Here is a 25,439-nt window from a genome sequence, read left to right on the forward strand (position 1 = left end):
GGGAGTTTTTTTATACCACGCTAGAAGCTTTTTAGAACCCTAGGTCTAGCCTAGGGTTTTCTTTTAGATAAAAAACAAAAGCCACTAATAAATTAGTGACTTCTTAAGTAAGCTACTATAAATACTTCCTCGAGATACTCTTCCCATCATATGAGAACAGCACTGCTTTGTCTTCTAATACAGATTCCATATGAACAGGTCTTCCCCATAGTTGATAGACATATGGGAGAACCTTTTCTAAATATTTTAAATCAAGTTCGATATCCTCAAACCAGTGTTTTAGATAGAGTTCGTTGTTTCTTAAGTAATCTCCGTCATTTACTGTGATATAAGGGAAACCTCCGTTTACTCTCATGCTTACAAGCTGATCCCGAACCGCTTCCCATTCTTTATCAACGACTTTGTAATCTCGACCTTGCTTTTGGAAGAGATACATATCCTCACGCATGACAAGGTCTTTTGTTAAGTAGTTTCGAATAAACGAGATGTCTGATTCGATTTCTCTGACTTCAAACATCTTTTCTCGTCCAGATCCTGACTTCACACCAAGTTGTTTCATTGCTTCAGTAGGGTTGTTATAGCGCTCTTCAATATCTTCAAAGATTTTCAATCCCAAATAATATGGGTTAATACTTGTTTTTGATGGCTGTACAACACCCGCGTTGAGCTTAGCAAATTCAATGGACTCGTCTGAGGTAAGATCCATTTCACGTAGGATCCTTTGGTGCCAGAAGGAAGCCCAGCCTTCGTTCATGATTTTTGTTTCAAGCTGTGGCCAGAAGTAGAGCATCTCTTCTCTCATCATTGTTAGAATATCACGCTGCCAATCTTCTAGCTCACGACTGTATTCCTCGATAAAGAGTAAGATGTCTTTTTCAGGTGCTGGTGGAAATTTACGTTTTTTCTTTTTTTGAACAGGGTGCTGATCCTTTTTTTCATCAAGATTCCAGAGATCATCATAAGGACTTACTTGTTTGTCCTCGGTTTCTTCAAATTCAAGATCCTCAACCGACCAATTTAGCTTTGGACGTACGAGTGATGGGTCGATATGCTCTTGAATAGAAAGGACTGCATCTAAGAAGGTCTCGACCTCTTGTCTGCCATATTGGATCTCGTATGTTTTTATTCTCTCAGCCGTTGCCGACATACTCTCTACCATTTCTCTCTTTGTATTTCCAAATCTAGCATTGTTTTTAAAGAAATCGCAATGGGCTAAAACATGGGCGACGATCAATTTATTTTGAATGAGTGAGTTAGTATCAAGTAAAAAGGCATAGCATGGGTCAGAATTTATAACAAGTTCATAAATTTTACTTAAACCTAAATCATATTGGAGCTTCATTTTATGAAATTGCTTTCCGAAGCTCCAATGGGAAAATCTCGTTGGCATCCCGTAAGCACCAAATGTATAAATAATGTCTGCAGGGCAAATTTCATATCTCATTGGGTAAAAATCAAGCCCAAATCCTTTTGCAATCTCTGTAATTTCACTGATTGCGTATTCTAGTGCCTTTTGTTCAGATTCTCTCATGCTCTCCCCCCTAAGCTATCGTTATCCTAAATGTATGTAAGTAAGAGGGAAAACATGAAAAGGTTTGTATTATTCCCACGTTCTTTTCCTAATAGCACTCTAAAAATCTAGCTCATATTTGGAGAGAAGGCCCAAAGAATTCATAGCGTATTGCTTCTTTTTTAACTCCTAGTGAATGCAAGGAATGTATCACACTTTTCATAAAGGGAATTGGACCACAAATGTAAAAAACACCTTGTTTTTCAGAAAGTATTCGACTTAATTTCTCTACATCTAAGGGTCCTTCATGACTCGTGTCATCTTTCGTTATGGGTGGAAGTACATCATAAAAAACAACTTGTTTCCCATGTTCTATCTGGTGAAGAAGAGAAGTTACTTCCTGTTTAAATGCGTGAGACTCTTGATTACGTGAGGCATGAATAAAGGTAACATGGCGGTCTGATTGATGAGTGGACAAATCGTTCAACATGCTCATCATCGGTGTGATTCCAACTCCTCCACTTATCAGATACACAGGTGTTGTGCTTTGATCTAAGACAAAGTCTCCAGCAGGTGCTGTTATTTCAATTAAATCCCCTTCTTGTAACACATCATGCAAATAATGAGATACTTTCCCTTTTCTATCTTCATCCCCTTCACGTTTTACTGAAATTCTTAAGTACTTTTCGTTATAAGCGTCAGATAAACTATATTGCCGGTTGAATAAATAGGGCTCCCCACTAAGGGGTAATCGAAGTGTCACGTATTGTCCTGGTAAAAAAGATGGTATTTGCAAACCATCCTCCGCTTCTAAATAAAAAGAGGTAATAACCGAACTCTCTTCTTTCTTCCTCGTAATACGAAATGTTTTAAAGCCTTCCCAAGCTTTTTCTCTTGCTTCTTTATACAAGTCTTCTTCAACTTGAATAAACACCTGAGCAATTTCTGTGTACGCTTCTTTCCATGCATCTACTATCTCAGTTGTTGCTTCTTCACCTAATACATCTTTAATGGCTCTTACTAGGTATTCCCCTACAATAGGATAATGCTCTTTCTTCACATGTAAGCTCCGATGTTTATGAGCGATCTGTCTTACTACAGGCACTAACACGTCTAACTGGTCAATAGCAGTTGCGGCAGCATAAATGGTATTGGCAAGTGCTGCTTGTTGTCTTCCCTTCTCCTGATTTGCATGATTGAAAAGATGTAATAACTCAGGATGATCATTAAACATTGTTTTATAAAAATAGCTGGTGATTTCCCTACCGCGCTCCGCGAGAATGGGTGCTGTTGCTTTTACTATCTTGCTAGTTTTTTCAGATACCAATTTCACCATCTCCTAAAGATGTATTTTGAATACATCTTTATTGTAAAACCGACTCTATAATAAAAGCAATATTCTAAATACTCCTTTATAAAACTGTCACATTTTATCTCAAACAGTAAGCAATGAGACCGATATATGATATGATGATGAAAAAGAGCAATATAAATGTGAGGTTAGTTCTTATGCGGTTAACTCAATACACCGATTATTCACTAAGAGTCTTACTCTATTTGGCTACAAAGCCATCTGATCAATTATCTACTATTAAAGAAATTGCGGAAGTTTATCATATATCTAAAAATCACCTTATGAAGGTTACATATGAATTAGGCAAAATGAATATGATTGAAACCATACGAGGTCGTAATGGTGGAATTCGACTTGCTCTTTCACCAGCAGATATTAATATTGGTGCTATTGTAAGAAAAACGGAAGAGGATTTCCATTTAGTGGAATGCTTTGATCAGGAACAAAATGCTTGTATCATCTCTCCTGCCTGCGGTTTAAAGCATGTACTAAATAAAGCGTTAGTAGCCTATTTTGCTGTTTTAGATGAATATACGCTAGAGGATTTAGTTAAAAATAAAGATACACTATTATCTTATTTTCAATTAAATGAAACACTTTCATAAAGAAACACAGACCTACAAAATTTAGATACCATCTACATTTTAGCAATAGTCGTAAACTTATGGCTATTTATCAATTTTATGAAGTTCATGCAAATGAAAATGAAAAAAAGAAAACCGACTCCATTTCACGGTTTTCTTTTTAATATATACCCATTAAAAATCCTGTTGCTCTAATTCTTCCATCTTAACTGTGATTAGCTTGCCATTGATAGGGTTAAAAACTACATCTACATTTACAATCATTATTTTTTCCTGTTCTTTCACTTTAAGATGAAAAACATCCTTTGATTCCGCTTCATTTACCTCTTCACGCTTTACATATTTATAATCGGTAACCTCTGCATTTGGATATTTTTCTTGAACGGATGAAATGGCTATTTTACTCCATTTCTCATAGTCCAATTCTTGATCATTGTGCTCCCCATAAGCTTTCATTCCTGCTGTTAACATAAGTAAAAAAGCTACAACTGTAAAAAGAATTTTCGTTTGTGGGATCAAGTTCATCTCTTCCTTCATTTAATTGTGTACGTAACATTAATTTGTCCCTCTATAGGAAATGTATTCTATATTCACATGAAAAATTCGTACGTTCGCTATTCTCTTCTTTATACTTAATAAGCTACACTACAGCAGCACTCTTTATTCATTAGTGATTTCTCGGTCTTCATTTAAATAGCTGTCTGCAAACTCAGCTAAGAGTAGACCTACTTCTTTATTTCTCTCCCATTCTTCCCTAAGAACGGACAATGGAGGATTTGTTTCCTCTACCAAATAGCTCAACTCAAGTGTAAGTGCCGGCTTTTTAAAGGTCTCTATAAACCAGTCTGTATAACCACCACCAAATGCCGTGGTAGGAGGATAGGCGATTTCATATCCAGTTACAGTAGAGATGGTATCAACAAGCAACAAATCCCGTTCAAGATTATTCAACTCATTAAAATAATACCAATAGATTTCACGGCCAGATGTGTGATAGGCCAGTGAAGCCATTGGGTTTATTTCGTTTGTGAACGTGGCCAAAGCTCTTGCTTCCTTTGCTTCCAGTGGATTCTTTCCCTTATAGTGAGAATAACATGCATTACGTGGACTCCCCTGAATGGTTTCCCACCCTGCCGGATATTGACGATTAAGATCCACACCAAGTCCATTGGCCTTCCATCTCTTATAGTTATCATCGCCATTGTTCATATCAAAAAGAATCTCCTGTAGGACATACGGTAATTCGTTCACACCTTTTTGCTGAATGGTTACACCATCCGGATTAACCATTGGAACAAACCAAATGGAAACACGATCTACTATATTCAAGCTATGTCCCCCTAATGAATGCTTGCTTTGATAGGCATCTACATACGTATGAATCATGTTCATTATGATATGAGTCGATAACCATTCGCGCCCATGATGACTTCCCGTAATTAACACATTCTTTTTTCCATGTCCAAGTTTGACCGCATAGAGGTTACGATCAAATTCAGATTTACCGATAATTTTTACCTCTATTTCATCTTTTGAGGCCAATTGACGCAACTCTTTTGTTAAGGATTCATAAGTATAAATAGGTGTTTGTATGGCCCTACATGGTGTCGTAAACATAAGAATTGTGAGAAAAATCGAAAAAATATTTGTTAATTTCATGGTAAAAATCCCTTTTTAATAATTAGGATTCCTACGATTTACTTTTTTATAAATGTAATCAATTCCAACCTTGATTTATTAACATCGCCAAGTTTTACACAGTAAAAAAAAGAACATTTCACACACAATAATCATATCTCCTTAAAAGGAGGGATTTTAATGAACAGTGTTGATTATGATAAAGCATTGTACTACACGCATCGTTCACAGTGGGATAACCTACTCATATTAATGGTTCGCACAAAGGACGATTTTCTTTCAAAAAAAATCGAACACTTTTTACACGCATATAACTTTGAGCAAGATTATAAAGAAGTTGAACAACAATTATACTCGTTGTTACGCTATATAGATCATGCCGTTGACATTGATGAACCAGAATTAGAGCATGTCCATCATATATAAAACGTTTCGGGAGCCTGAAACGTTCAACCAGCAATAAAACACGAAAAAGGGTGACAGTAGCGTCACCCTTTTTCTATCCTTGAATCTGTTTCATTGCTTCTGTATATACCTTCAGTTCACCGATAAGTGCTTCTACTAGCTCAGCCGGCTCTTTCGTCAACACTTGATTCTCATAATCAAAACAATGCGGGTCTAGAACAAGCTGACGAGGAATTGTGTTAGCGTATACGCCTCTCATTACGGTTCTCATATTGTTTAGTGCATTAATTCCACCCTTCCCTCCACCAGAAACAGAGATCAAGGCAACTGGTTTATGGGCAAACTGCTCACTACTTAGAAAATCAAGTGCATTTTTTAACGCTCCGCTCATAGCGTTATGATATTCTGGTGACAATAGGACAATAGCATCTGCCTGTTTCACTTGTTGTTTTATTTCCACTACTTCCTGATGGCTTCTTTGGTCCTCAGATCCATTGAAGAATGGTAGCTTTCCTTCACTAAGGTCAATCATTTCCGCACCATATTTAGTTGTTAGAAACGAAGCCGCGATTCTTGTTCTTCCTGTTTTTCTAGGGCTTCCGTTTATTATCAATATATTCATTTGATTGAAACACTCCTTTAAAATATCTAGCTTGTATCATACCTTGTTCATACTGCTTCATGTAACATTTCCCTTTAAAAAGTATCCTTTTAGTCCTTCACAACCCCATGTTTCACAGCATATAGTGCAGCCTGGGTTCGATCAGAAAGTTCAAGCTTTGACAGGATATTGGATACATGTGTTTTCACTGTTTTTTCTGTGATAAATAAAGCGGACGCAATCTCTTTATTGCTCTTCCCTGTTGCAAGCTCATTCAAAACATCCTTTTCCCGATTCGTTAGATCATCGTGCTTGGCGTGCTGCGCCTGCTTCTCTATTGATACATGTGCCATAACATGTGAAGTCACTTTAGGATGAAGTTTACTTTCTCCCTTCATCACATCTTGTATAGTTGTCACTAATTCATCTGGCTCAATATCCTTCAACTGGTAGCCAGATGCTCCTGCTCGAATTGCAGGAATGACATGATCTTGATCGGCGTAGCTGGTTAAGATGATAATTTTCACCTCTGTATCACTCGCTCTTATCTCTCTCGTTGCCATCACTCCATCCATTTCAGGCATTGAAAGATCCATCAGAACCACATCAGGTTTGAGCTGCAAGACAAGTTCAACAGCCTCGCGACCATTTGTTGCCTCGCCAATAATTTCGATGTTTTTTTGTGTTTTTAAGAAGAACTTGAGTCCCCGCCGAACAATATGATGATCATCCGCTATTACTACTTTTATGGTTGTCATTTTTTTAAACACCTCTTTGTAAAGGAATTGTAATTGTGATGACCGTTCCCTTTCCAAGTGAACTTTCTAAAGAAAAGATTCCATTAAGCCTTGTTACACGTTCCTTCATACCTTTTAACCCAAAGGTCGGAAATTGAGCGTGCTCATTATAATTAAACCCAGTCCCATGGTCTCCAACAACCAATTCAACGAATGTACTTTGGCGAGTCAGTGTAAGAGATACCTCCTTGGTCTCAGCATGTTTTTTGCAATTGTTTAACGCTTCTTGACCAATCCTCCATAGCTCTTCTTCAATATGACATGGTAAGGTGCTGACTCCTGCTATAGAAGATTTTACAGTCAATCCTAAAATAGTTGCATATTGTAATAAAGCTGCCCCCACTCCGTTTTCTAATCCAGGAGGTCTTAGTTGCCAGATGAGCCCTTTCATCTCGTTGAGTGCTTCCTGAGATAGTTCCTGCATATATGTGAGCATTTCTTTCACATCAGGCTCCTGAGTCATTTCCTTTGTTCCTCTTGCCGTTAGCATGATAGAGAATAGGAGTTGGTTAACGGAATCATGGAGATCTTGCGCTAATCGATTTCGCTCCTCAATAAGTGCATGCTTTCGTTCTTTCTCAACAAGTTGAATTCGTTTCATTGCAGTTCCAATTTGATAAGCTACAGATTCAAGTAAGGCAAGCTCTTCTTCTGAAAAATGCTGTTTGTTCGGTGATGCTACATTTAATAATCCGAATTTTTCAGTACCTGCTCGTAATGGGACGGTTGCATGATGAGTAATTCCATTTGTATCTCCCCACTCCTGGTCAATTGCTTCCTCAATTCGTTTACAATTTATAATATTAACGGCCGTTTTAAGGCGCCCATCATGATAGCGATTAATACACCAACATCCACCCTCACACATTGGTTTTTTCTGGTTCCACTCTAAACCAGGTGGTAACCTATGGTCAGCTGCTAATTCATATTCACCATTCTCTTGAATCGTAAAAATCCATCCAGAATGAAGTCCCGTCACATGTAAAAGCTCTTTTAATACATCTTTTAGCATTTCCTTTATATCTGTTGCTTCGTTAAGCTTTTCCGCGATAACTTTTAATGTCTTTAACTTCTGAAATCTAGAATCCATCATCTTCTCACCACCAGCTCTATCCTTCTTACCCATATTATAACAAGAGATCTAGAAAAAGAGCCTTCGTATTCCGTATGAATTTTTCTACGACCTTTGATGGAGAAAGTAGAACAAAAACCATTTTATGGTTGACACTACTGTTTATACTGTATATATTATATATAAACAGTATAAACAAAGAAGGTGACTGCTTGAACATTATCATTTCAAATACGACAGACCAGCCTATTTATAGGCAGATTAAAAACCAAATCAAAGATCAAATCCTTCATGGCCAACTAAAAGAAAAAGAAAATTTGCCGTCCATTCGGAAGCTTGCAAAAGATTTACAAATTAGTGTGATTACTACAAAAAAAGCCTATGAGGAGCTTGAACGAGAAGGGTTTATCGAAACCTTTCCTGGAAAAGGATCATTTGTTGCTGCACAGAACAAAGAGCTTCTTAAAGAAAAGCAGCTTAAAATGATTGAAGATCAATTAGTGAAAGTGATTGACGATAGTAAAGCGTTCGATATCAACCTAGATGAGCTAAAAAATATGTTAACTCTACTTTATGAGGAGGGAAATTTATGAATACCATTGTTGAGGTGAAAGGTTTATGTAAAACTAGACCACAATTCACATTAAATAAAATCGATTTATCCATTAAGAAAGGATTTATTACAGGATTAATTGGCCCTAATGGGGCAGGAAAAACAACACTAATTCGTTGCATTATGGATTTAATTAGATTTGATGAAGGTGAAATTAAGCTTTTTGGGAAAACACATGAAGAAGCGACAGAGGAGATTAAACAAAACATTGGGTTTGTGTATGATGAGAACTATTTTTATGAAGATTTATCTATTCATCAAAACAAAAATGTGGTGAAAATGTTCTACAAAAATTGGAACGATGACATCTTTCATCATTATCTTGCTACATTTCAGTTACCTACAAACAAAAAGATAAAAGATCTTTCTAAGGGAATGAAGATGAAATTCTCCTTGGCAATCGCTCTTTCGCATCAGCCTACTCTTCTTATAATGGATGAACCAACATCTGGGCTGGATCCTATTTTTCGTCGAGAGCTTTTAGATATCCTTTTAGACATTGTCCAGGATGAGGAAAAAGCCATCTTCTTTTCTACACATATGACAAAGGATTTAGAGCAGATCGCTGATTATATTGCCTTTCTTAAAGATGGTGAGATTGTGTTCAGTGAAGAGAAGGATGAAATACTTCATAAGTACGTCCTTATAAAAGGATCAAAGCAAGTACTTGATCAAATGGATAGGCAGACTATCATCGGCTTAAAAGAATCTTCATTGGGCTTTGAAGGGATTGCTTTACGTTCTAGCATGACAAATGCTGAAGGAATCATTATCGAGAAGCCAAGCTTAGAAGACATTATGTTTTATACTGTTAGGGGGAAATCACATGCAAGCTCTTGTTAAAAAAGATCTTTACACCTTACCAAAACATGTATTTTTACTTAACCTATTATGGTTCATACCATTAACAAACTTTTTCACAGATGGTTCACCACATAAACATCTCATTCTGTTATTTCTTTTGGGATCTAGCCTTATCCTATATTCTAATTACAATACTAAAACATCGGAAGATATGCAGGCGAGATTAGTAAATAGTCTGCCTGTTACGAGAAAGAAGATTGTATTGGCAAAATACATGACTGGTCTGATCTGGTATCTCATTGCCTTTGTGATCTGTAGTATCTATGTATTTTTATTTCATACCTTTGCCCCATTTCCATCAAGATTAATTACACCGGCAGAATACGTAATTTGTTTAGCAGGTACCTATCTATTTATTTCAGTCTACTATCCATTCTTATATGCTTTTGGTGATAAAATTGCAGCATTCTTAACTCTTTTTCTATTCATTACAAGCAGCATCGGTTTCCAAATTGTCTTAAATTTAGCTGCTAACCCACGATATCCACAAGTAACAGAATTTGTTGAGAGTATTTCGTATCATGAATGGTTACTTGCAGGTAGTATGCTTCTTATAAGTTTATTTTTAACCTTTTTATCTTTTCAAGCGTCAGTTCGAATTTATTCTAAGAAAGATCTTTAAGACCTCAAATGGATACAAACTACTTTTATGTTAAAATATGGTATGAATCCGAATAAAAGGAGGTACTGGTATGTCCCCTTTTTTAATAATAGGCATTATCATGGGAACGCTAGCGATTGATTACATGTGGCTTGATCATAACCGTAAAAGATGGGGCTGGATGAAATCCTTATCGAGGAAGTTTAAAGTGATGTATCTTACTTGCTTCCTTACTATTTCATGTTTAATTTATATCGGAATAAGTGGGAATTACTTTTAAAAGCAGGCAGTTGTAGATTTTCTTTACAGGCATTCACGCTTTCTGTTTGCGTTCAGAACCCCTCCCTTTGATATGCTTAGCTTCTCGTGCAGGAGTGTCCTGTCTTCCACTCCAATCAACAAAGAGCAAAAATAGGGCTGGGATAAAACAAAGAGCCAGGCAACCTCCGATACAATATACATTTTGCACTGGAATAATCAGTGCATAGTTGTTACGATAAGGTGCCAGGCTCTTTTTTATTTTGCTTACTTACTCATTGCTGCTACAAGATTATTTACTTTTTCCATTACGCCGGTCTGTAACGCTTGAAGCTGCTCTTCACTCTGTTCAAGTGTGTCACATTTCACTGCAAAATAGAACTTCGCCTTAGGCTCTGTTCCAGATGGTCTTACACAGAACCATGATTGGTCTTCTAATGTATATTTCAATACATTTGATCCTGGTAATTCAATTGTTTCTGTTGAATTTTCAAAAACATTTAAGCGTTCACTCGTTTTGTAATCTTCAATTGTGACAATCTTCTTCCCTGCAATTTCAGTTGGTGGGTTTGTTCTAAAGCTAGTTAGGATGCTTTGGATTTGCTCCGCACCTGCTTTTCCTTTAAGAGTAAGAGATTGTAGGCCTTCTTTGTAATAGCCATATTCGTTAAAAATCTCAAGTAAGCCTTGGTACATTGTAAGTCCTTTTTTCTTATAGTATGCCGCGACCTCAACTGCAAGTAATGCTGCTTGAACAGCATCTTTATCACGAGCAAAATCACCAATTAAATAACCATAGCTTTCTTCATAGCCGAATTGGAATTCGTATTGACCTGTACGCTCGTACTCATTGATTTTTTCACCAATGAACTTAAAGCCTGTTAATGTATCGATCGTATCTAAACCATATGCAGACGCAATGTCACGACCGATTTCAGACGTAACAATTGTTTTAAGCACGACTCCATTTGTAGGAAGTGTGCCTTTTGCTTTTTTCTCTGAAAGAATGTAGTGAAGAAGGAGGGCACCTGTTTGGTTACCTGTTAAAACAACATATTCTCCATCATTGTTCTTTACAGCAACACCTAGACGGTCTGCATCAGGATCTGTTCCAATTAGTACATCTGCATCAACTTCCTTCCCATCACGAATAGCAAGTGTAAAGGCCTCATGCTCTTCTGGGTTTGGAGATTTTACAGTAGAGAAGTTAGGGTCTGGTAGCTCTTGTTCTTTAACTACAGTAACATTTGTATATCCAAGTGCCTCTAATCCAAGTCGTACTGGCTTGTTTGCTGTACCGTGAAGCGGTGTGAATACTACCTTTACATCTACTTCTTGTGATAATGTTGGATTTACTGAGATTGTTTTTAATTTTTCTGTATAAGCTTGATCAATCTCTTTCCCAATCATTTTAATGAAACCTTGCTCTTTTAGCTCTGCTTCATCCTTTACCTGAATAAGTAGCTCGTCCTCTACTTGGTTCACATAATCTATTACTGTATCTGCAGCTGCTGGTGGTAATTGACCGCCGTCATCTCCATATACTTTATATCCATTATACTCTGGAGGATTATGACTTGCAGTAATAACAATCCCTGAAAAGCCATTTAAATGGCGCACAGCAAAGGATAGTTCTGGAGTTGGACGTAATTCTTCAAACACATACGTTTGGATACCATGAGAAGCTAACGTTTTAGCTGCCTCCATTGCAAATTCAGGGGACTTGTGACGTGAATCATAAGCAATAACAACCCCACGTTTCTTCGCTTCTTCTCCGAAAGATTCTATGTATGTAGCTAAGCCTTCGCTTGCTTTTCGAACAGTATACACATTCATTCTGTTTGTTCCTGGCCCTATTTCTCCACGCATTCCACCAGTACCAAACTCCAAATTTTTGTAAAAGCAATCTTCTAACGCTTGCTCATTACCTTCCATTTCTAGTAGAAGATTTTTTAATTCTTGATCTAAGTCTTGTTTAGTATTCCAGCGTTGATAACTCGATTCCCAGCTCATTTTTACCTCCTAGGAGTGTTTTATTGTCCTATTTTTATTATTTCCATCCTTATTTTAGCATAAGTTCAACTGAACGACATGAAGGATTTTCTACAAAATTAGCGATGAATAGGCGTTCATTCCTAATTTTATTTCCCAACATTATTTTACTAGAACAATGATGATAATAGAAGCAGCTCGGCTACTATAATTGAACGGGTTCATATTTCAGAAAGAGTGATGGTTACCTATCAGTCTAGATTTGTTTAGCGGAAAGTCTTCATTAGACTCAAGATGAACAAGCTTATTTTAGTAGGATATTTCTTTTATCGACAGAAACGTTGTACTTGGTCACTCCCTAAACGACAACAAAAGAGGCTGACCCAAAAGTCTAGATTTTAGACCTTGGGTTAGCCTCTTTTCATACTTTTATTTTTTTAATTCAGTTAACGTAAAAACCGGGACGTTCCATTGCGCTCCAGTCACTTGCTTTCCGCGGGGTTAGAAGAAAAGCTGAAAGAAACACCGATTACTTCAGAAAGAAAGGGTGCTCAAAAGGTCGTTATTTAACAACCTTTTGAGTCACCCTCATTTCGTATGTCTATTCTTTTTTATAAGTAATAGAATAAATATCCTTACGACGATCTTTTAATTGATTGACTGTTCCTGATTGTCGTTGACGTCTCAGTATTTCAAGATCAACATCACCGATGATGACCATCTCAATATTCGGGTTACACTCTCCTACAATTCCGTCCCTTGCAAATTCAAAATCAGATGGGGAGAAAATAGCGGATTGAGCATATTGAATATCCATATTTTCTGTTTGTGGCAGATTTCCTACTGTCCCAGCAATAACGGTATAAATTTGGTTTTCAACTGCACGTGCCTGCGCACAATATCTTACTCTTAAATATCCTTGACGGTCCTCTGTACAGAATGGTGTAAAAATGATCTTTGCTCCTTTTTCTGTTGCAATACGTGCTAATTCTGGAAACTCGATATCATAACATATTTGGATCGCGATTTTTCCACAGTCTGTATTAAAGACCTTCACTTGATCTCCTCTACTAATTCCCCACCATTTTCTTTCATTTGGGGTAATATGTAGTTTATATTGTTTCTCAATCGTTCCATCACGACGGAATAAATAGGCAATATTATAAATTCGCCCTTCCTCTTCAACTACATGCGAACCACCGATAATATTGACATTATAACGGACAGCTAGCTCTGTAAATAATTCAATATATTCCTCCGTAAATTCCGTTAAGCGTTGAATGGCTTTGCTCGGTGTTTTTTCATCGAGAAAGCTCATTAGCTGTGTTGTGAAAATTTCTGGAAAAACTGCAAAGTCACTGCCAGCGTCAGACGCAACGTCGGTATAATACTCCACCTGCTTGGCAAATTCATCAAATGAATCGATTTGCTTCATCATATATTGGACAACGCATATCCGAACTGGATTCGCCGTTTGATAAAATCGTTTAGGATTAGGCTGATAATCCACATTGTTCCATTCCATTAATGTCGCATATTGATAGGATGCCATATCATCTGATAAGTAATTTGGATTAATCCTCATTAATGTAAACTCGTTTAAGAGCTGGAAGGAGAGAACTGGATCATAGATTTTATGTAAAGATACTTGTTGAACATACTCACGAGGTGTGAGTTCATCGGCAAATTTATAATAATTTGGAATTCTACCGCCAATGATAATACTTTTCAAATTCATTGTTCTCGCCAAATCCTTACGAGCCTCGTACAAGCGATGACCGATTTTCATTCGACGGTAGTTTGGATGCACCATCACTTCTATTCCGTACATATTGTACCCATCTGGATTATGATTCGAAATATATCCATTATCTGTTATATCATCCCATGTATGACGGTCATCATATTCATCAAAATTTACTAGTAAGCTTGAACAGGAACCAATAATTTTCCCTTCAAATTCGGCACAAAACTGTCCTTCAGGAAAATGTTCCAGGTGACTTTCGAGATGCTCACGTTTCCATGGTTCCATTCCGGGGAAACACTTTAATTGAAGCTTTAAAATATCCTCTATATCTGTTTTCTCGATATTTCGGATAATCATCTTTTTCTCAAATTTAGATAAGTCCAACTTTTCAGACATACAAATGTCTCCTTTTCATAGATAATACACCTATTATCTTACCCTTTATTCCCTCTGTAAAAACCTGATTCATCTTTCAATTCAAAAATGTGCCAATGATTCTAAATCGTATTCATCTCTTCCTCATTACTAGTATACAAAATACACTTTCACTTTTCACCTTAAGTACACTTATTCAAAAGGTTACTACAAGCAAAAAACATTCCACTCTTTCTTACAAGTGCATGAAGTGTATACCTTTTGCATTCAATTAAAAAGAGACGATGGTTAAAAGGAGCTCAATAAAAAGAGGAGACATGATGATGATGTCCCCTCTCATTTACCCTTAAAATGTTTTATTTTGCTCAGATATATTGGTTAACGCTACACCTGCAGCTTGGTCAGACATTTGATTTGTTGCCAAATCACCTAACGCTACAATCCCAATTAGTTGATTGTTTTCAACGATTGGCAATCGTCTAATTTGATGCTGTGCCATTACCTTTGCTGCCTCTTCAGTTGACATTGTGGAATGTCCCGAAACAAGATTTGTGGACATGACCTGTGATACCATTGTATTACTATCTAATCCTTGTGCAGTTGATCGTAATGTAATATCACGGTCCGTTACAATTCCCTTTAACTCTCCTTGATCGACAACCGGAATTGATCCTATATTATGCTGGTTCATTAACTCTGCCGCTTCTTTAATTGTTTGGTTTGAAGAAACAGTGGCAACATTTCTTGACATACAACCTTGAATATTCAAGTGATCCTCCCCTTTCATATTTAGTATGAACAAAGTAGCCGCTTTCATTGCTTACAGATTTTATTAGGGATAAAGAGCAATAATTCGCAAAAAATAGCAAGTACATACGTAGCTTGTCATGAATTTGTCACATTCTATTTAATTTACAGGCTTGTTTGATACGCTTATAATTTAAACGAGTGACAAAATACAATAAATCGTGAGGACTCAAATGAAAGAAAAAAATCAAAAAATGATTGAAAACCTTCTATCCATTGCTTGGATTTCATCATTCATTGCTACTTTAGGAAGTCTTTATTTCTCTGAAATTATGAAATACACGCCATGTAATCTATGCTGGTATCAGAGAATCTTTATGTATCCATTGGTCATTATTTTAGGAATTGGATTAAGTAAAAAAGATACTTCAATTGCTCTTTATACCCTCATTCTTTCTAGTATAGGTGGCTGTATCTCTCTCTATCATTACGGAGTTCAGAAAATTAGTTTTCTTAGTGAGAATTCAGTTTCGTGTGGGATCGTCCCATGTACTGGAGAATATATAAACTGGCTTGGATTTATAACCATCCCATTTTTAGCATTAATCGGTTTTACCATTATTTTCATTACTAGTATCTTGATTTTAAAAAAGGCAGGTCGTTAATATGAAAAAAATACTTATTTTTGGTTCAATTATATTAGTTCTCTTTGGTACCCTAGCTTTTGTCACTTCCTATCAAAATAAACAAAAAGCAGAGGGAAACATGTACAATAAGGCTAGTCTTGATCCAGCTACAATTTCACTGCTTGATGATGCAAATTATCAAAACATCATTTTACCCGAGGAATTAGAAACAAAGCTAGAAAAGAAGGAAGATACGATTGTTTATTTCTTTAGCCCTAAGTGTGATCATTGTATCGCCACAACTCCTGTATTAATGCCTCTCGCTAATGACTTAGATGTCGAAGTTAAACAATTTAATTTGCTGGAATTTGAAGATGGATGGAGAGATTACAACATTACAGGCACACCAACACTTGTTCACTTCCAAGATGGAGAAGAAGTCGCTCGTTCTGAAGGATCAAATACAGAAGAAGCCTTCCGTGAACTACTAGAGGAATGGAAGCAAGGCGAATAAGAACCTTGCATAAAAACCAGACCGCTAGAACTGGATGTCGATGTGTTTATAAGAAGAGCACAAGACGCCTACTATCAACGTTAGCCTTGTGATTCAGACTATCGACGAAAAGAGCATGTGACAAAACTCATTCATTTTTTAATAGACGAACGATTATCGTTTGACACATTGTTCCTTATTAATATGTTGTGGTGGATGAACAAGTACGTTCCAATCCGCTGCATTACACTAACGATTAACAATCGTATTCATAAACAATACATGTAGTGACAAAGAATAAAACCCGAGCGATATGGGAGATTTTCATTGGAAAATCACCTGATCGTTCGGGTTTCTCATTAACTAAAACCACTTATGTTCTAGCCTCTTTTAAGATTGTATCATCTATTACTTAGTAGCATGAGTTTTATAAAATGAATACATAGAACCAGCCTTAAGGCTTTAGAGTAGCACTTGTTTAGTGTATCCCAAAAAACGAATCGTTTAGTTCTTCATTCACTAATTGCTAAGTTGCTTTGCTTTTAAAAGCCTATATTAACCATGAATTAGCCGGTTTCACAAACTGACTAAATTCACCTTCCTGGCTTTCAGCATTTACAAATTGTGAGAAAGAAAAAGGAAAAAAATAACCGTATTCATTCAAGGTTTGGGTATTACGTTCAAACATAGCTTTATATTCCTCTTCATGCTTGCATTCATCTATTAAATCCAACATAACAATAACAGCTTGTAAGCTAGAGATAATTTGGAAAGCATCCTTTAAATTGCCATTATAGAATTGATCTGTTTCCTGTGGTTTAAGAACATTTTGGTGTTGAAAATCCATAATTTTATGGTCTGGAAAGAATTTAGGAAAGATCTCTGAATAAAGCTGCCCGACCAATTCCTCAATATGGTTTTCTTGCTCTTCCGTTGAAGCAACAACAACCTTCACATACATCACCCTTTTTATCTAGTAAACATCTAGTTATTTCACTTCATTAAGCATACCATATGACTTAGAAAGAGTGCAGAGGTAGATGTTACCGATAATAGATTGTCCATCCATACACACATTGCTATGATATACTTGTACTCGTGAATCTGTACAAAAAGGATTGATGAATAAATTGAAACGCGCAGGAGAATGGTTTGAAATAAAGATAAATGAAAGCTTTGCAAACAACACTGTTTTTCATATTTTATCAAGCAAATTAGGTGTCTCAAAGGCCACCATTCAAAAATGGAATAAAGAAGGATCATTAAGAAGAAACAATACAAAAGCAGATGTAAATCACCAGCTTCGAGATAGAGATATCCTCTCGATTCACCTTTTTAAAGAAGAGGAGTTTGGAGTAATTCCTGAGAAACACGACTTTTCAATCTTATATGAAGACGATCACCTCATTATTATCGATAAACCAGCCGGAATGGATACACATCCAAACCACTCAGATCAAGTAGGCACACTAGCTAATGCTGTTGCCTACTACTATCAAACAATGGGTATCCAGACTCGAGTAAGGCATATTCACCGTCTTGATAAAGAGACCTCTGGTGCGATTATCTTTGCAAAAAATGATTTAGCTCATACTTTGTTGGATCAAGCTCTCCAATTAAAAAAGATAAAAAGAACCTACCTTGCTTTCGTAGGAGGCAACTTACAGCCTCAAAAAGGAACGATTAACAAACCAATAGGACGTGACAGGCACCATCCCACAAGAAGAAGAGTTTCTCCTCAGGGGCAACAGGCCATTACGCACTATCAGGTTGAACATTATGATGAAAAGAAAGACCTTTCAGTCGTTACCCTTCAGCTAGACACAGGGAGAACTCATCAAATTAGAGTTCATATGAGTTATCTAGGACATTCTATTTTAGGTGACGGACTATATGGAGGTAGTATTAAACTCATTACAAGACAGGCTCTACACTCAAAAATGGTTTCGTTCACTCATCCTATTACATTAGAAACGATAAATTGTGAGGCAGAACTTCCTAAAGATATGTCTGCAATCCTAAGATAGTTTTCTTATTATTAGAACAGATTTTCTCTAGACTAAAAAAGAGGTTAGGTGAAAACTCCTTAATTTTTATAAAAGACGAACGATTATCGTTTAACACGTTGATACTTATTAATATGTTGCGGTGGAAGGACAAGTACGTTCCATTCCGCTGCATCCACTTGCTTTCCGCGGGGAAAAAATGAACTGTTTTTTCCTAGGGAGGAAGCTTTAGCCTCCTCACCTTTCCTCTACCTCCCGCCGGAGGCAAGTGCTTCTGCTCCATTACATTAGCGATTAACAATCGTATGCATAAATAATACATGTCGTGACACAGAATAAAACCCGAACGATATGGGAGATTTTCATTGAAAATCACCTGATCGTTCGGGTTTCTCATTAACTTCATTAACTGAACCACTTATGTCCCAACCGCTTTGTCTTATACGGCTTTCTTTTTTGCATAAATGATATATCGTTGCGGCGCATTCCCTACGTAGCTAAACGGATAACAGGTTGTTAATAAAAGCTCTTCTTCTTCATTTTGTAAAGTGATGATACTTAGGTCGTCTGCTTCCACAATCTTGGTATGCGTAATTTCATACTCAAATTCTCCATAGGGTAATATTACTTCTAGAGAATCGCCAATTTCTAGCTCTCCAGCTTTACGAAAGACAGTATCTCGATGTCCGGACAAGACAATTTGACCATTTTCCTCAGGGTAATAGCTCCCCTTGTAGTGTCCTACACCTTTTTCCAAATCATCTGGATCCGTTCCTTCTACTATAGGAAGATCCGCTTCCAAACGTGGAATTTGCAAGATCCCTATTGCTTCTCCGATTGGTGGTTTAAAGGTTCCATCTTCCTGCTTAAAGACTTCTTTACTCGGTGGTGATTCAACCATTGCTTTTGCTTTGTTTAAAGATTCAGAGGTTTGCATGTTGGTATCGACAATCTCCCACACTGCATACCCAACGATACACAATCCTATCACGATAAATAAATATGATAGCTTCTTCATCACCCTACCACGCTTTCTTAAAAATGTTAGTCATATTATATCATAGCTATCATAGGCAAATCGGAATTAAGAGAACAATTCCTTTGTCTCATTGTAATTTTTTTGTAAAGGTTAATGATTCAATTTATGTCATTCATTCTTAAAAGATAGAAAATTTCAGATTGTTTTCCCTGGAAGGGGAACACCATTACATAATATCCACAACCCCTCTCACTTCTCCTAACATCTTCTCTCTTGTTTCTTGATCCACTTGGGGGACTGAATAAAAAAATTTGTGAGTCATCACATTAAACCCGCAATAATTTAAAAAGCCTAAGTCTATTGTTGTTTCCATAGAGGATACTAATTGATTAGGTTTCATGAAATCTTCGGTTTGACTAGTTGTTTGGAAGATGACTACATTTTTCCCAGCTAAAAGCCCTTCCACTTTCCCTTTTGAAAATTGAAAGGCAAATCCATTTGTAAAAACACGATCAAGATACCCTTTTAACATCGCAGGCATTCCATTCCACCAGGTTGGGAAGATAAAAACAAGGTTTTCAGCCCAAGTGATTAATTTTTGCTCTTCATGAATGTCCTTCGGTACATTATTTTGATAAAATTGCAGATAATTATCTTCCTTTAAAATAGGGTCAAAGCCTTCTTTATAAAGATCCTTTATTTTTAATTCGTGATTCTTATTCTTTAAATGACTTTGCACTTCTTCACTTATTGCATAGTTAAAGCTATTTTCATTTGGGTGTGCAATGATAATAAGTGTTTTCATTCAATCCTCCGTTTATCCTTTTTCTACTAGTATGGATTTTCAGAGGAGAAATCAAACATGTAAAAAAGGTGTGGTACTTGCTTCCGGTAAATAGAAGGACCAGGTTTATCTAACACACATGTTTTTACAAACTGACAAGGAGAGAAACAATTTACTTTCGATAGAACGATGGATATATTTCTAGCAACGAAATATAGGAAAAAGAGTTACTTTAATCCTTTTTGCAGTTTAATAGATGAAGATTCTGATAGAAACTGTATAATAGGAAGTAGATTAAATCAGAAAGGGTTTGGTGTTTTTGACTGATTTAACAAAAACGTTTGCGAACCTATTACTTCATGGTGATACAACAAACGCATATAAACTAGTGGAAAATTTAATTTTCGAAGGATACACCTCCCTCTACGTGTATGAAAATATTGTTAGAGATGCTTTATACTATATCGGTTACCTATGGGAAATCGATGAGATTAGCGTGGCTGATGAGCATCTAGCGACCGGTACTGCAGATTTCGTACTCACTAAATTAGATGCCAATCTTGGTCAGATGCTAACGCATGAGCAACATGAAAGGAAATCCAAACAAGTCATGTTATTCTGTATAGAAGGAGAAGAGCATTATATTGGGATAAAGATGGCAGCAAATGTGTTTAAAGAGCATAACTGGAATGTAAAATACTTGGGACCTAACTTACCGCTTGAGCATGCCATTCATTTTGCAAATAAAATGAAGCCCAATGTCATTTGTTTTTCTGTCACGGTTAGTCATCATCTAAAACAAATTCCAACTTATATTAAAGCTTTAGAACAGCTTGACTATAAGCCACAACTAATGATTGGTAGTCGATTAATAGATAAATATCAATTTTCTCATTTCGTCTCTAAGGACACCATCATTATATCTGATCTAGAGGAGCTTTCCCATTGGATTAAAGAGAGAGCGAAACAGCGAGATCGTGCAAAAACTTTTAACTAAAAAGGTGTGTTGAACACAATGATCGCACTTGAAAATGTACCAGTTCCTGCTTTTATTTTAAATGAAGATTTCCAAATTTTGACTTCATCTGATATGGCAAAAAAGCTTTTTTCATCTCATAGCAACTTTTTGCAGTTGGTTGATATAGACAGTCAGAACAAGGTGTCTTTTTTCCTCACGTCAAATGACAAGGATAAATTTGAAGCAAATATGATTACCGCTTCAAATGAGCTAGAATTATTTGAAATCTATTTAAGAAAAAACGTAACGAATGATCTTTATGTTGTCTGTATACCACTTAAAGAAAACTTAAAAAAAGTCAGTCACCAGGTTCATATGCTCAGAGAACAACTAATGGTAACTGACAAAGATAAGTTAGAGCAGCATCATCGAAAAGAAATCATTTCTCTTTTTCAACCCTTTTTGAATGATACAGATCTCTATCATTTAACGAGTTCTTCAGATAATTTAAAGGTATTGCCTAGTAAGCTAGAAAAAATTCAAGACTTACTTAGTTTACTTCGCCCAGATATTATTGAAAGTGGTAAAAGTGATCAGTTTGAACTGATTTTAGATGAATTAAACGATTTACGTTCATCCATTGATTTTTATTTAACATTAATGCCTCTTTTAGACCGCTTCGACTGAATTAGATAGAGGTAACGTAACTTCTACTGTCGTGCCTTTATCTAGTTCACTTAAAAACTGAATTTTGCCTTGGTGACTCTCTATGATTTTAAAGCTTACCATTAATCCTAAGCCTGTTCCTTTTTCCTTCGTTGTGAAGAAAGGTTCGCCCATCTTTTCTAGCTTTTCCTTCGGTATGCCCTTCCCCTGGTCTTTGAATCGAATAAGCACAGTATCGTTTGGTTGTTTAAATGTTTCTATGGTTAGCTTTCCAGCTTGCCCTTCCATTGCTTCAATTCCGTTTTTCACTATATTAATAAACACCTGTTTTAATTCATTCTCGATTCCTTTTACAACAAGAAGCTTTGGATCTATGTTTGTTTTTATTTCTACATTGTTGAGAATCGCTTGCGTTTCCCAGATTTTCGAAATATCTTTAATGATTTTGTTGATATTTACATCTAAGAAAGTAGCTGATTTTGACCTTGAAAGAACTAAAAATTCATTAATAATTTCCTCAAGTCTTAGGAATTCAGACATCATGACTTCAGCATATTCCTTGCTATACGTATTCGTTTGAATCATAAGCTGTAAAAAGCCTCTAAGGGATGTAAGAGGGTTTCGGATCTCATGAGCAATTCCAGCTGCTAACTGACCAATTGCAGATAGCATTTCAGACTTTACGAGCATTTGCTCCGAGCTTTTCCTTTTTGTTATGTCCTCTCCAACACGTAGAATTTGGACGACTTCATTTTCTTCGTTTTCAACTGGAATGAGAGTGAGGTTCTCCCACATTTCCTCACCAGCTGGCGTTTTATATGAGACTTCACCAGACCATTTTTCTCCTGCTCTTACTTTTTTCCAGTATTGTTCAAAATCAACACCTTGATAATAGTCGGCGTATATATCTTTTAATTTCCTTCCGATTAACTCGGTCGATTCTTTTTCAAGACGAGAAGAAAAATTACTGCTTACATATTCAATTTTTCCTTGGAAGTCTGTGAAAACTGTATTGGCTGGACTTAATTCAATAGCCTGCATACTTAATTGAAGTTCTCGATTCACTTTTTTTATCGCTGTAATATCGACAAATGTAATAACAATCCCATCAATAATATTCTCATTTGTTCGATAGGGCATGATCTTAACGCTATACCATTCTCCATCCTTTGATGACAATTCTTTTTTCACTGCTTTTGCTGTTAGCAATACGTCCTCAATATCATTCATGAAGTAATCATAATCCAATCGATGGGAAATATGGTAGATCGGTCGACCGATATCACGTTCGATTAAATGAAAGATTTTTAACGTTTCAGGAGTAAATAATTTAATATGAAATCTCTTATCTAAGAATATCGTAGCAATATTTGTATTGATTAAGAAGTTATCCATGTCATTATTTAAATCTGTTAGTTCCTTAATCTTTTTCTCATACTCAGAATTCACGGTTATTAACTCTTCATTAACAGATTGCATTTCTTCATTTGTACTTTGCAATTCTTCATTCGCCGCAATTAACTCTTCATTCGTGGATTGAAGCTCTTCGTTAGAGGTTTCTAGCTCTTCAATGGTTGTTTGAAGACCTTGTTTTGTATAATACAACTCTTGCTCCAAATCAAAAATACGCTGATTATAGGCTGAATCATGATCAAATGCAATCGATTCATTCTTAAAGATAATCGATGATTCAGGGCGATGTTCTTCAATAAATAACGCAATATATCCTTGTTTTGCATGCTTTAGAGGCTTAACAACTAATTTAACTTGTTTGCTTTCATTTCGATTAATCAGTAGGTTTTCATACTTTATTTCTTTGTTATCTTCACGTGCTTTTTTAATAGCGGTTCCAATCGCCACAGATAGGTTTGTTGGAACCATATTAAAGATGTTGTAGTTTAATTTTCCTTTTGGTAGATTTAAGTATGTTCCAGCGTTCCCTGTTGAAATAATTACTTCATTATGTTCATTTATTATGATACTCGGAGGTAATAGCTCGTCCATTAAAGCATAGTAGAACTCATCTGGATTTTTAAATCTAGTCCCTTCTCGATAAGTCTCCACACCTAGCTTTTCTTTTTTTGCATCATGTTGCTGTGTTTGACTTGATAATAAAGCTTGAGAGAAATGCTGTGTTTGGTCTGATATATGATTGCTAAAGATTTTATATTTTTTATCAATAGGTCCAAATAATGAAGACAACTTTCCAATTGTTTCACTAGGGCCTAAAAGCAAATAGCCTCTATCTTTTAAGGCAAAATGAAATAGAGATAAAACTCTTTGTTGAAGTTCTGTCTGAAAATAAATCATGACGTTACGACAGCTAATCATATCTAAATTAACAAAAGGTGAGTCTTTTATCATATTATGTGGAGCGAAAACAATTTTTTGTCTAATTTCACGTTTTACCTGATAGTCACTACCATCCTTATCAAAATATTTGATTAAGAGATTTGTAGGGATCGTCGTGACAATCTGCTCAGAATAGGTACCTTGACTAGCAAACTTAACCGAATCTCGATCAATATCAGTTGCAAAAACTTGCAAATCCATATCAATCTTTCTTTTTTCAATTTCCTCATTAAAGAGAATGGCTAACGAATATGCTTCCTGTCCAGTAGAACAGCCAGCTATCCAAATACGCATTTTATTGCGACCTTTCACTAAGTTCTCATCTACCATATTCGGAATTAATTCATGCTGTAGGTAATTGAAAACCTCTTGATCTCTAAAAAAGTGTGTGACTCCTATTAAAAGATCCTCCTGTAAATATCGTATTTCTCTAGGATTCTCTAGGAGGTAATTTTTATAATCACCTAATGTTTGAAAGGATTGTTCACTTAAACTCATACGTCTTTCAATCCTGCGAACAACCGTATTTCTTTTATACATTGAAAAATCAATGCCACTCTTCTTATGTATCATCGTTAACACTTGTTGAAGTGTTGATTCATTAAAATCTACCGGTACTGTTTCCATATAGGTTATAATGTGCTGTGGCATATCAGAAGGACTTAAAATAAAATCAGCTACTCCAGATTTTATCGCGCTTTCAGGCATGTCTTGATATTTTGCCGTTTCATTCTGTATTAAGCACAACCCATTATTTTCATGTATATCCTTTAAACCAGTAGTCCCATCAGATCCTTTCCCTGATAAGATGATGCCAATCGACCGCTCCTTCGCGAAATCTGCTAAAGAAGTAAAAAAGTGATTAATCGGGTCATTAAGGACTTTGCCTTCGTCGTATTTTTTTAAACGAAGCATACCAGGTTTTTGAATATACAGATAATGGTTAGGAGGACATAGAAAAACTGTATTCGGCTTCAGGATCATTCCTTCTTCCACCTGAACTACCTTCATCGTTGTGTATTTTTTTAATATCTCTGGCATTAAGCTTTTATATTGTGACGATAAGTGCTGGACGATGACAAATGCTGCTGGTATATCAGTATCCACAGCCTGGAAGAATTGTTCAATCGCCTCAAGTCCGCCAGCAGATGCACCCAGCCCTACAATATAAGGTGTCTCGTTCTTAGTACTATTACGATCGAGAACACCTTGACCCTCTGTGTTGTTAGACATAATGTTCCTCCTTCTCCTACTGTGTCGCATTTATAAGTGGCTCTTTTTGCCTATCATTATACATGAATCGTTACTTCCTTATTCTTTCTATTTTACCTTATATCTCTAAGATACTAAAATTCTATTTTTTTTTCCAAATCTAACACTTACCTACTTTTGTGAGTTTATAAAAATCCCTCTCAAA

25 protein-coding genes are annotated in these 25,439 nt (G+C 36.2%); 11 read left to right on the forward strand and 14 right to left on the reverse strand.

Annotated features, from left to right (window positions below; genetic code table 11):
* Positions 1-115 precede the first annotated feature (115 nt).
* Both A9C19_RS16395 and hmpA read right to left on the reverse strand, forming a co-directional pair.
* Positions 116-1,531, reverse strand: coding sequence for a SpoVR family protein (locus tag A9C19_RS16395; protein WP_072580941.1), 1,416 nt, complete (start codon positions 1,529-1,531; stop codon positions 116-118).
* 112 nt (positions 1,532-1,643) lie between these two features.
* Complete coding sequence (gene hmpA / locus A9C19_RS16400) at positions 1,644-2,837, reverse strand: NO-inducible flavohemoprotein (protein WP_072580942.1); 1,194 nt, start codon at positions 2,835-2,837, stop codon at positions 1,644-1,646.
* Between the two features lie 182 nt (positions 2,838-3,019).
* On the opposite strand from hmpA, the gene A9C19_RS16405 reads away from it, so the two are divergent.
* A complete protein-coding gene (locus tag A9C19_RS16405; RefSeq protein ID WP_072580943.1) occupies positions 3,020-3,469 on the forward strand; it encodes an RrF2 family transcriptional regulator in 450 nt (149 codons plus the stop codon).
* A 153-nt stretch (positions 3,470-3,622) separates the two neighbouring features.
* Here the strand turns inward: A9C19_RS16405 and A9C19_RS16410 are convergent, their stop codons facing one another.
* Entirely contained in the window at positions 3,623-3,967 is a 345-nt protein-coding gene (locus tag A9C19_RS16410) for a DUF3889 domain-containing protein (RefSeq protein WP_072580944.1), read from the reverse strand.
* A 141-nt stretch (positions 3,968-4,108) separates the two neighbouring features.
* Entirely contained in the window at positions 4,109-5,107 is a 999-nt protein-coding gene (locus A9C19_RS16415) for a M14 family zinc carboxypeptidase (RefSeq protein WP_072580945.1), read from the reverse strand.
* Between the two features lie 159 nt (positions 5,108-5,266).
* Here A9C19_RS16415 and A9C19_RS16420 point away from each other — a divergent pair, with 159 nt between their 5' ends.
* Positions 5,267-5,512, forward strand: coding sequence for a YhdB family protein (locus A9C19_RS16420; protein WP_072580946.1), 246 nt, complete (start codon positions 5,267-5,269; stop codon positions 5,510-5,512).
* Positions 5,513-5,585: 73 nt separating this feature from the next.
* On the opposite strand, the gene A9C19_RS16425 is transcribed toward A9C19_RS16420, so the two are convergent.
* The 3 genes from A9C19_RS16425 to A9C19_RS16435 form a co-directional block, all read right to left on the reverse strand.
* Positions 5,586-6,113 carry an NADPH-dependent FMN reductase gene (locus A9C19_RS16425; RefSeq protein WP_072580947.1) on the reverse strand — a complete coding sequence of 176 codons (528 nt, stop codon included), beginning with the start codon at positions 6,111-6,113 and terminating at the stop codon, positions 5,586-5,588.
* Between the two features lie 89 nt (positions 6,114-6,202).
* A complete protein-coding gene (locus A9C19_RS16430) occupies positions 6,203-6,850 on the reverse strand; it encodes a response regulator (RefSeq protein WP_072580948.1) in 648 nt (215 codons plus the stop codon).
* 4 nt (positions 6,851-6,854) lie between these two features.
* On the reverse strand, positions 6,855-7,982 hold the full coding sequence (locus A9C19_RS16435) for a GAF domain-containing sensor histidine kinase (RefSeq protein WP_072580949.1): 1,128 nt from the start codon (positions 7,980-7,982) through the stop codon (positions 6,855-6,857).
* Between the two features lie 191 nt (positions 7,983-8,173).
* Between A9C19_RS16435 and A9C19_RS16440 the strand changes: the two genes are divergently transcribed.
* The 4 genes from A9C19_RS16440 to A9C19_RS16455 all read left to right on the forward strand — a co-directional run bounded on the left by A9C19_RS16440 (position 8,174) and on the right by A9C19_RS16455 (position 10,319).
* Positions 8,174-8,554: a GntR family transcriptional regulator gene (locus A9C19_RS16440; protein ID WP_072580950.1), complete on the forward strand. Its 381-nt coding sequence runs from the start codon at positions 8,174-8,176 to the stop codon at positions 8,552-8,554.
* A gap of 5 nt (positions 8,555-8,559) precedes the next feature.
* Positions 8,560-9,417 (forward strand): ABC transporter ATP-binding protein, encoded by an 858-nt coding sequence (locus tag A9C19_RS16445; protein WP_199445840.1) that lies wholly within the window; start codon positions 8,560-8,562, stop codon positions 9,415-9,417.
* Complete coding sequence (locus tag A9C19_RS16450) at positions 9,401-10,060, forward strand: ABC-2 transporter permease (protein WP_072580952.1); 660 nt, start codon at positions 9,401-9,403, stop codon at positions 10,058-10,060. Before A9C19_RS16445 ends, A9C19_RS16450 begins: the two co-directional genes overlap by 17 nt.
* Positions 10,061-10,130: 70 nt before the next feature.
* The gene (locus A9C19_RS16455; RefSeq protein ID WP_072580953.1) at positions 10,131-10,319 is read left to right on the forward strand and encodes a hypothetical protein; all 189 of its coding nucleotides are present in this window, start codon (positions 10,131-10,133) and stop codon (positions 10,317-10,319) included.
* Between the two features lie 245 nt (positions 10,320-10,564).
* Here the strand turns inward: A9C19_RS16455 and A9C19_RS16460 are convergent, their stop codons facing one another.
* From A9C19_RS16460 to A9C19_RS16470, 3 genes are all read right to left on the reverse strand, one after another.
* Positions 10,565-12,310, reverse strand: coding sequence for a phospho-sugar mutase (locus tag A9C19_RS16460; RefSeq protein ID WP_072580954.1), 1,746 nt, complete (start codon positions 12,308-12,310; stop codon positions 10,565-10,567).
* Positions 12,311-12,890: 580 nt separating this feature from the next.
* Positions 12,891-14,432, reverse strand: coding sequence for a bifunctional GNAT family N-acetyltransferase/carbon-nitrogen hydrolase family protein (locus A9C19_RS16465; protein WP_072580955.1), 1,542 nt, complete (start codon positions 14,430-14,432; stop codon positions 12,891-12,893).
* A 325-nt stretch (positions 14,433-14,757) separates the two neighbouring features.
* The gene (locus A9C19_RS16470; RefSeq protein WP_420835837.1) at positions 14,758-15,162 is read right to left on the reverse strand and encodes a CBS domain-containing protein; all 405 of its coding nucleotides are present in this window, start codon (positions 15,160-15,162) and stop codon (positions 14,758-14,760) included.
* Positions 15,163-15,391: 229 nt separating this feature from the next.
* Between A9C19_RS16470 and A9C19_RS16475 the strand changes: the two genes are divergently transcribed.
* Together A9C19_RS16475 and A9C19_RS16480 are read left to right on the forward strand one after the other, a co-directional pair.
* Positions 15,392-15,823 carry a disulfide oxidoreductase gene (locus A9C19_RS16475; protein WP_072580956.1) on the forward strand — a complete coding sequence of 144 codons (432 nt, stop codon included), beginning with the start codon at positions 15,392-15,394 and terminating at the stop codon, positions 15,821-15,823.
* Between the two features lies 1 nt (position 15,824).
* A complete protein-coding gene (locus A9C19_RS16480; RefSeq protein ID WP_072580957.1) occupies positions 15,825-16,298 on the forward strand; it encodes a thioredoxin family protein in 474 nt (157 codons plus the stop codon).
* A 529-nt stretch (positions 16,299-16,827) separates the two neighbouring features.
* On the opposite strand, the gene A9C19_RS16485 is transcribed toward A9C19_RS16480, so the two are convergent.
* Entirely contained in the window at positions 16,828-17,232 is a 405-nt protein-coding gene (locus A9C19_RS16485; protein WP_072580958.1) for a DUF5365 family protein, read from the reverse strand.
* Positions 17,233-17,398: 166 nt separating this feature from the next.
* Here A9C19_RS16485 and A9C19_RS16490 point away from each other — a divergent pair, with 166 nt between their 5' ends.
* Positions 17,399-18,304, forward strand: coding sequence for an RluA family pseudouridine synthase (locus A9C19_RS16490; RefSeq protein WP_072580959.1), 906 nt, complete (start codon positions 17,399-17,401; stop codon positions 18,302-18,304).
* 418 nt (positions 18,305-18,722) lie between these two features.
* On the opposite strand, the gene A9C19_RS16500 is transcribed toward A9C19_RS16490, so the two are convergent.
* Entirely contained in the window at positions 18,723-19,301 is a 579-nt protein-coding gene (locus A9C19_RS16500) for a class D sortase (protein ID WP_072580961.1), read from the reverse strand.
* 187 nt (positions 19,302-19,488) lie between these two features.
* Positions 19,489-20,067, reverse strand: a complete 579-nt coding sequence (locus A9C19_RS16505; protein WP_072580962.1) for an NAD(P)H-dependent oxidoreductase — start codon at positions 20,065-20,067, stop codon at positions 19,489-19,491.
* 298 nt (positions 20,068-20,365) lie between these two features.
* Between A9C19_RS16505 and A9C19_RS16510 the strand changes: the two genes are divergently transcribed.
* Together A9C19_RS16510 and A9C19_RS16515 are read left to right on the forward strand one after the other, a co-directional pair.
* The gene (locus A9C19_RS16510; RefSeq protein ID WP_072580963.1) at positions 20,366-21,043 is read left to right on the forward strand and encodes a cobalamin B12-binding domain-containing protein; all 678 of its coding nucleotides are present in this window, start codon (positions 20,366-20,368) and stop codon (positions 21,041-21,043) included.
* 18 nt (positions 21,044-21,061) lie between these two features.
* A complete protein-coding gene (locus A9C19_RS16515; protein WP_072580964.1) occupies positions 21,062-21,691 on the forward strand; it encodes a hypothetical protein in 630 nt (209 codons plus the stop codon).
* Here A9C19_RS16515 and A9C19_RS16520 read toward each other — a convergent pair.
* Entirely contained in the window at positions 21,674-25,255 is a 3,582-nt protein-coding gene (locus A9C19_RS16520; RefSeq protein WP_072580965.1) for a CheR family methyltransferase, read from the reverse strand. The genes A9C19_RS16515 and A9C19_RS16520 overlap by 18 nt on opposite strands.
* Positions 25,256-25,439 lie beyond the last annotated feature (184 nt).

It is taken from the genome of Bacillus weihaiensis, assembly GCF_001889165.1.
Taxonomy (GTDB): Bacteria; Bacillota; Bacilli; order Bacillales; family Bacillaceae; genus Metabacillus; species Metabacillus weihaiensis.

Excerpts from the sequence above, each read along its gene's own strand:
- A9C19_RS16520 (WP_072580965.1), bottom strand. The coding sequence starts at position 25,255 with ATGTCTAACAACACAGAGGGTCAAGGTGTTCTCGATCGTAATAGTACT.
- A9C19_RS16435 (WP_072580949.1), bottom strand. The coding sequence starts at position 7,982 with ATGATGGATTCTAGATTTCAGAAGTTAAAGACATTAAAAGTTATCGCG.
- A9C19_RS16500 (WP_072580961.1), bottom strand. The coding sequence starts at position 19,301 with ATGAAGAAGCTATCATATTTATTTATCGTGATAGGATTGTGTATCGTT.
- A9C19_RS16395 (WP_072580941.1), bottom strand. The coding sequence starts at position 1,531 with ATGAGAGAATCTGAACAAAAGGCACTAGAATACGCAATCAGTGAAATT.
- A9C19_RS16425 (WP_072580947.1), bottom strand. The coding sequence starts at position 6,113 with ATGAATATATTGATAATAAACGGAAGCCCTAGAAAAACAGGAAGAACA.
- A9C19_RS16420 (WP_072580946.1), top strand. The coding sequence starts at position 5,267 with ATGAACAGTGTTGATTATGATAAAGCATTGTACTACACGCATCGTTCA.
- A9C19_RS16515 (WP_072580964.1), top strand. The coding sequence starts at position 21,062 with ATGATCGCACTTGAAAATGTACCAGTTCCTGCTTTTATTTTAAATGAA.
- A9C19_RS16415 (WP_072580945.1), bottom strand. The coding sequence starts at position 5,107 with ATGAAATTAACAAATATTTTTTCGATTTTTCTCACAATTCTTATGTTT.
- A9C19_RS16475 (WP_072580956.1), top strand. The coding sequence starts at position 15,392 with ATGAAAGAAAAAAATCAAAAAATGATTGAAAACCTTCTATCCATTGCT.
- A9C19_RS16430 (WP_072580948.1), bottom strand. The coding sequence starts at position 6,850 with ATGACAACCATAAAAGTAGTAATAGCGGATGATCATCATATTGTTCGG.
- A9C19_RS16465 (WP_072580955.1), bottom strand. The coding sequence starts at position 14,432 with ATGTCTGAAAAGTTGGACTTATCTAAATTTGAGAAAAAGATGATTATC.
- A9C19_RS16490 (WP_072580959.1), top strand. The coding sequence starts at position 17,399 with ATGAATAAATTGAAACGCGCAGGAGAATGGTTTGAAATAAAGATAAAT.
- A9C19_RS16450 (WP_072580952.1), top strand. The coding sequence starts at position 9,401 with ATGCAAGCTCTTGTTAAAAAAGATCTTTACACCTTACCAAAACATGTA.
- A9C19_RS16480 (WP_072580957.1), top strand. The coding sequence starts at position 15,825 with ATGAAAAAAATACTTATTTTTGGTTCAATTATATTAGTTCTCTTTGGT.
- A9C19_RS16470 (WP_420835837.1), bottom strand. The coding sequence starts at position 15,162 with ATGTCAAGAAATGTTGCCACTGTTTCTTCAAACCAAACAATTAAAGAA.
- A9C19_RS16505 (WP_072580962.1), bottom strand. The coding sequence starts at position 20,067 with ATGAAAACACTTATTATCATTGCACACCCAAATGAAAATAGCTTTAAC.
- A9C19_RS16455 (WP_072580953.1), top strand. The coding sequence starts at position 10,131 with ATGTCCCCTTTTTTAATAATAGGCATTATCATGGGAACGCTAGCGATT.
- A9C19_RS16460 (WP_072580954.1), bottom strand. The coding sequence starts at position 12,310 with ATGAGCTGGGAATCGAGTTATCAACGCTGGAATACTAAACAAGACTTA.
- A9C19_RS16405 (WP_072580943.1), top strand. The coding sequence starts at position 3,020 with ATGCGGTTAACTCAATACACCGATTATTCACTAAGAGTCTTACTCTAT.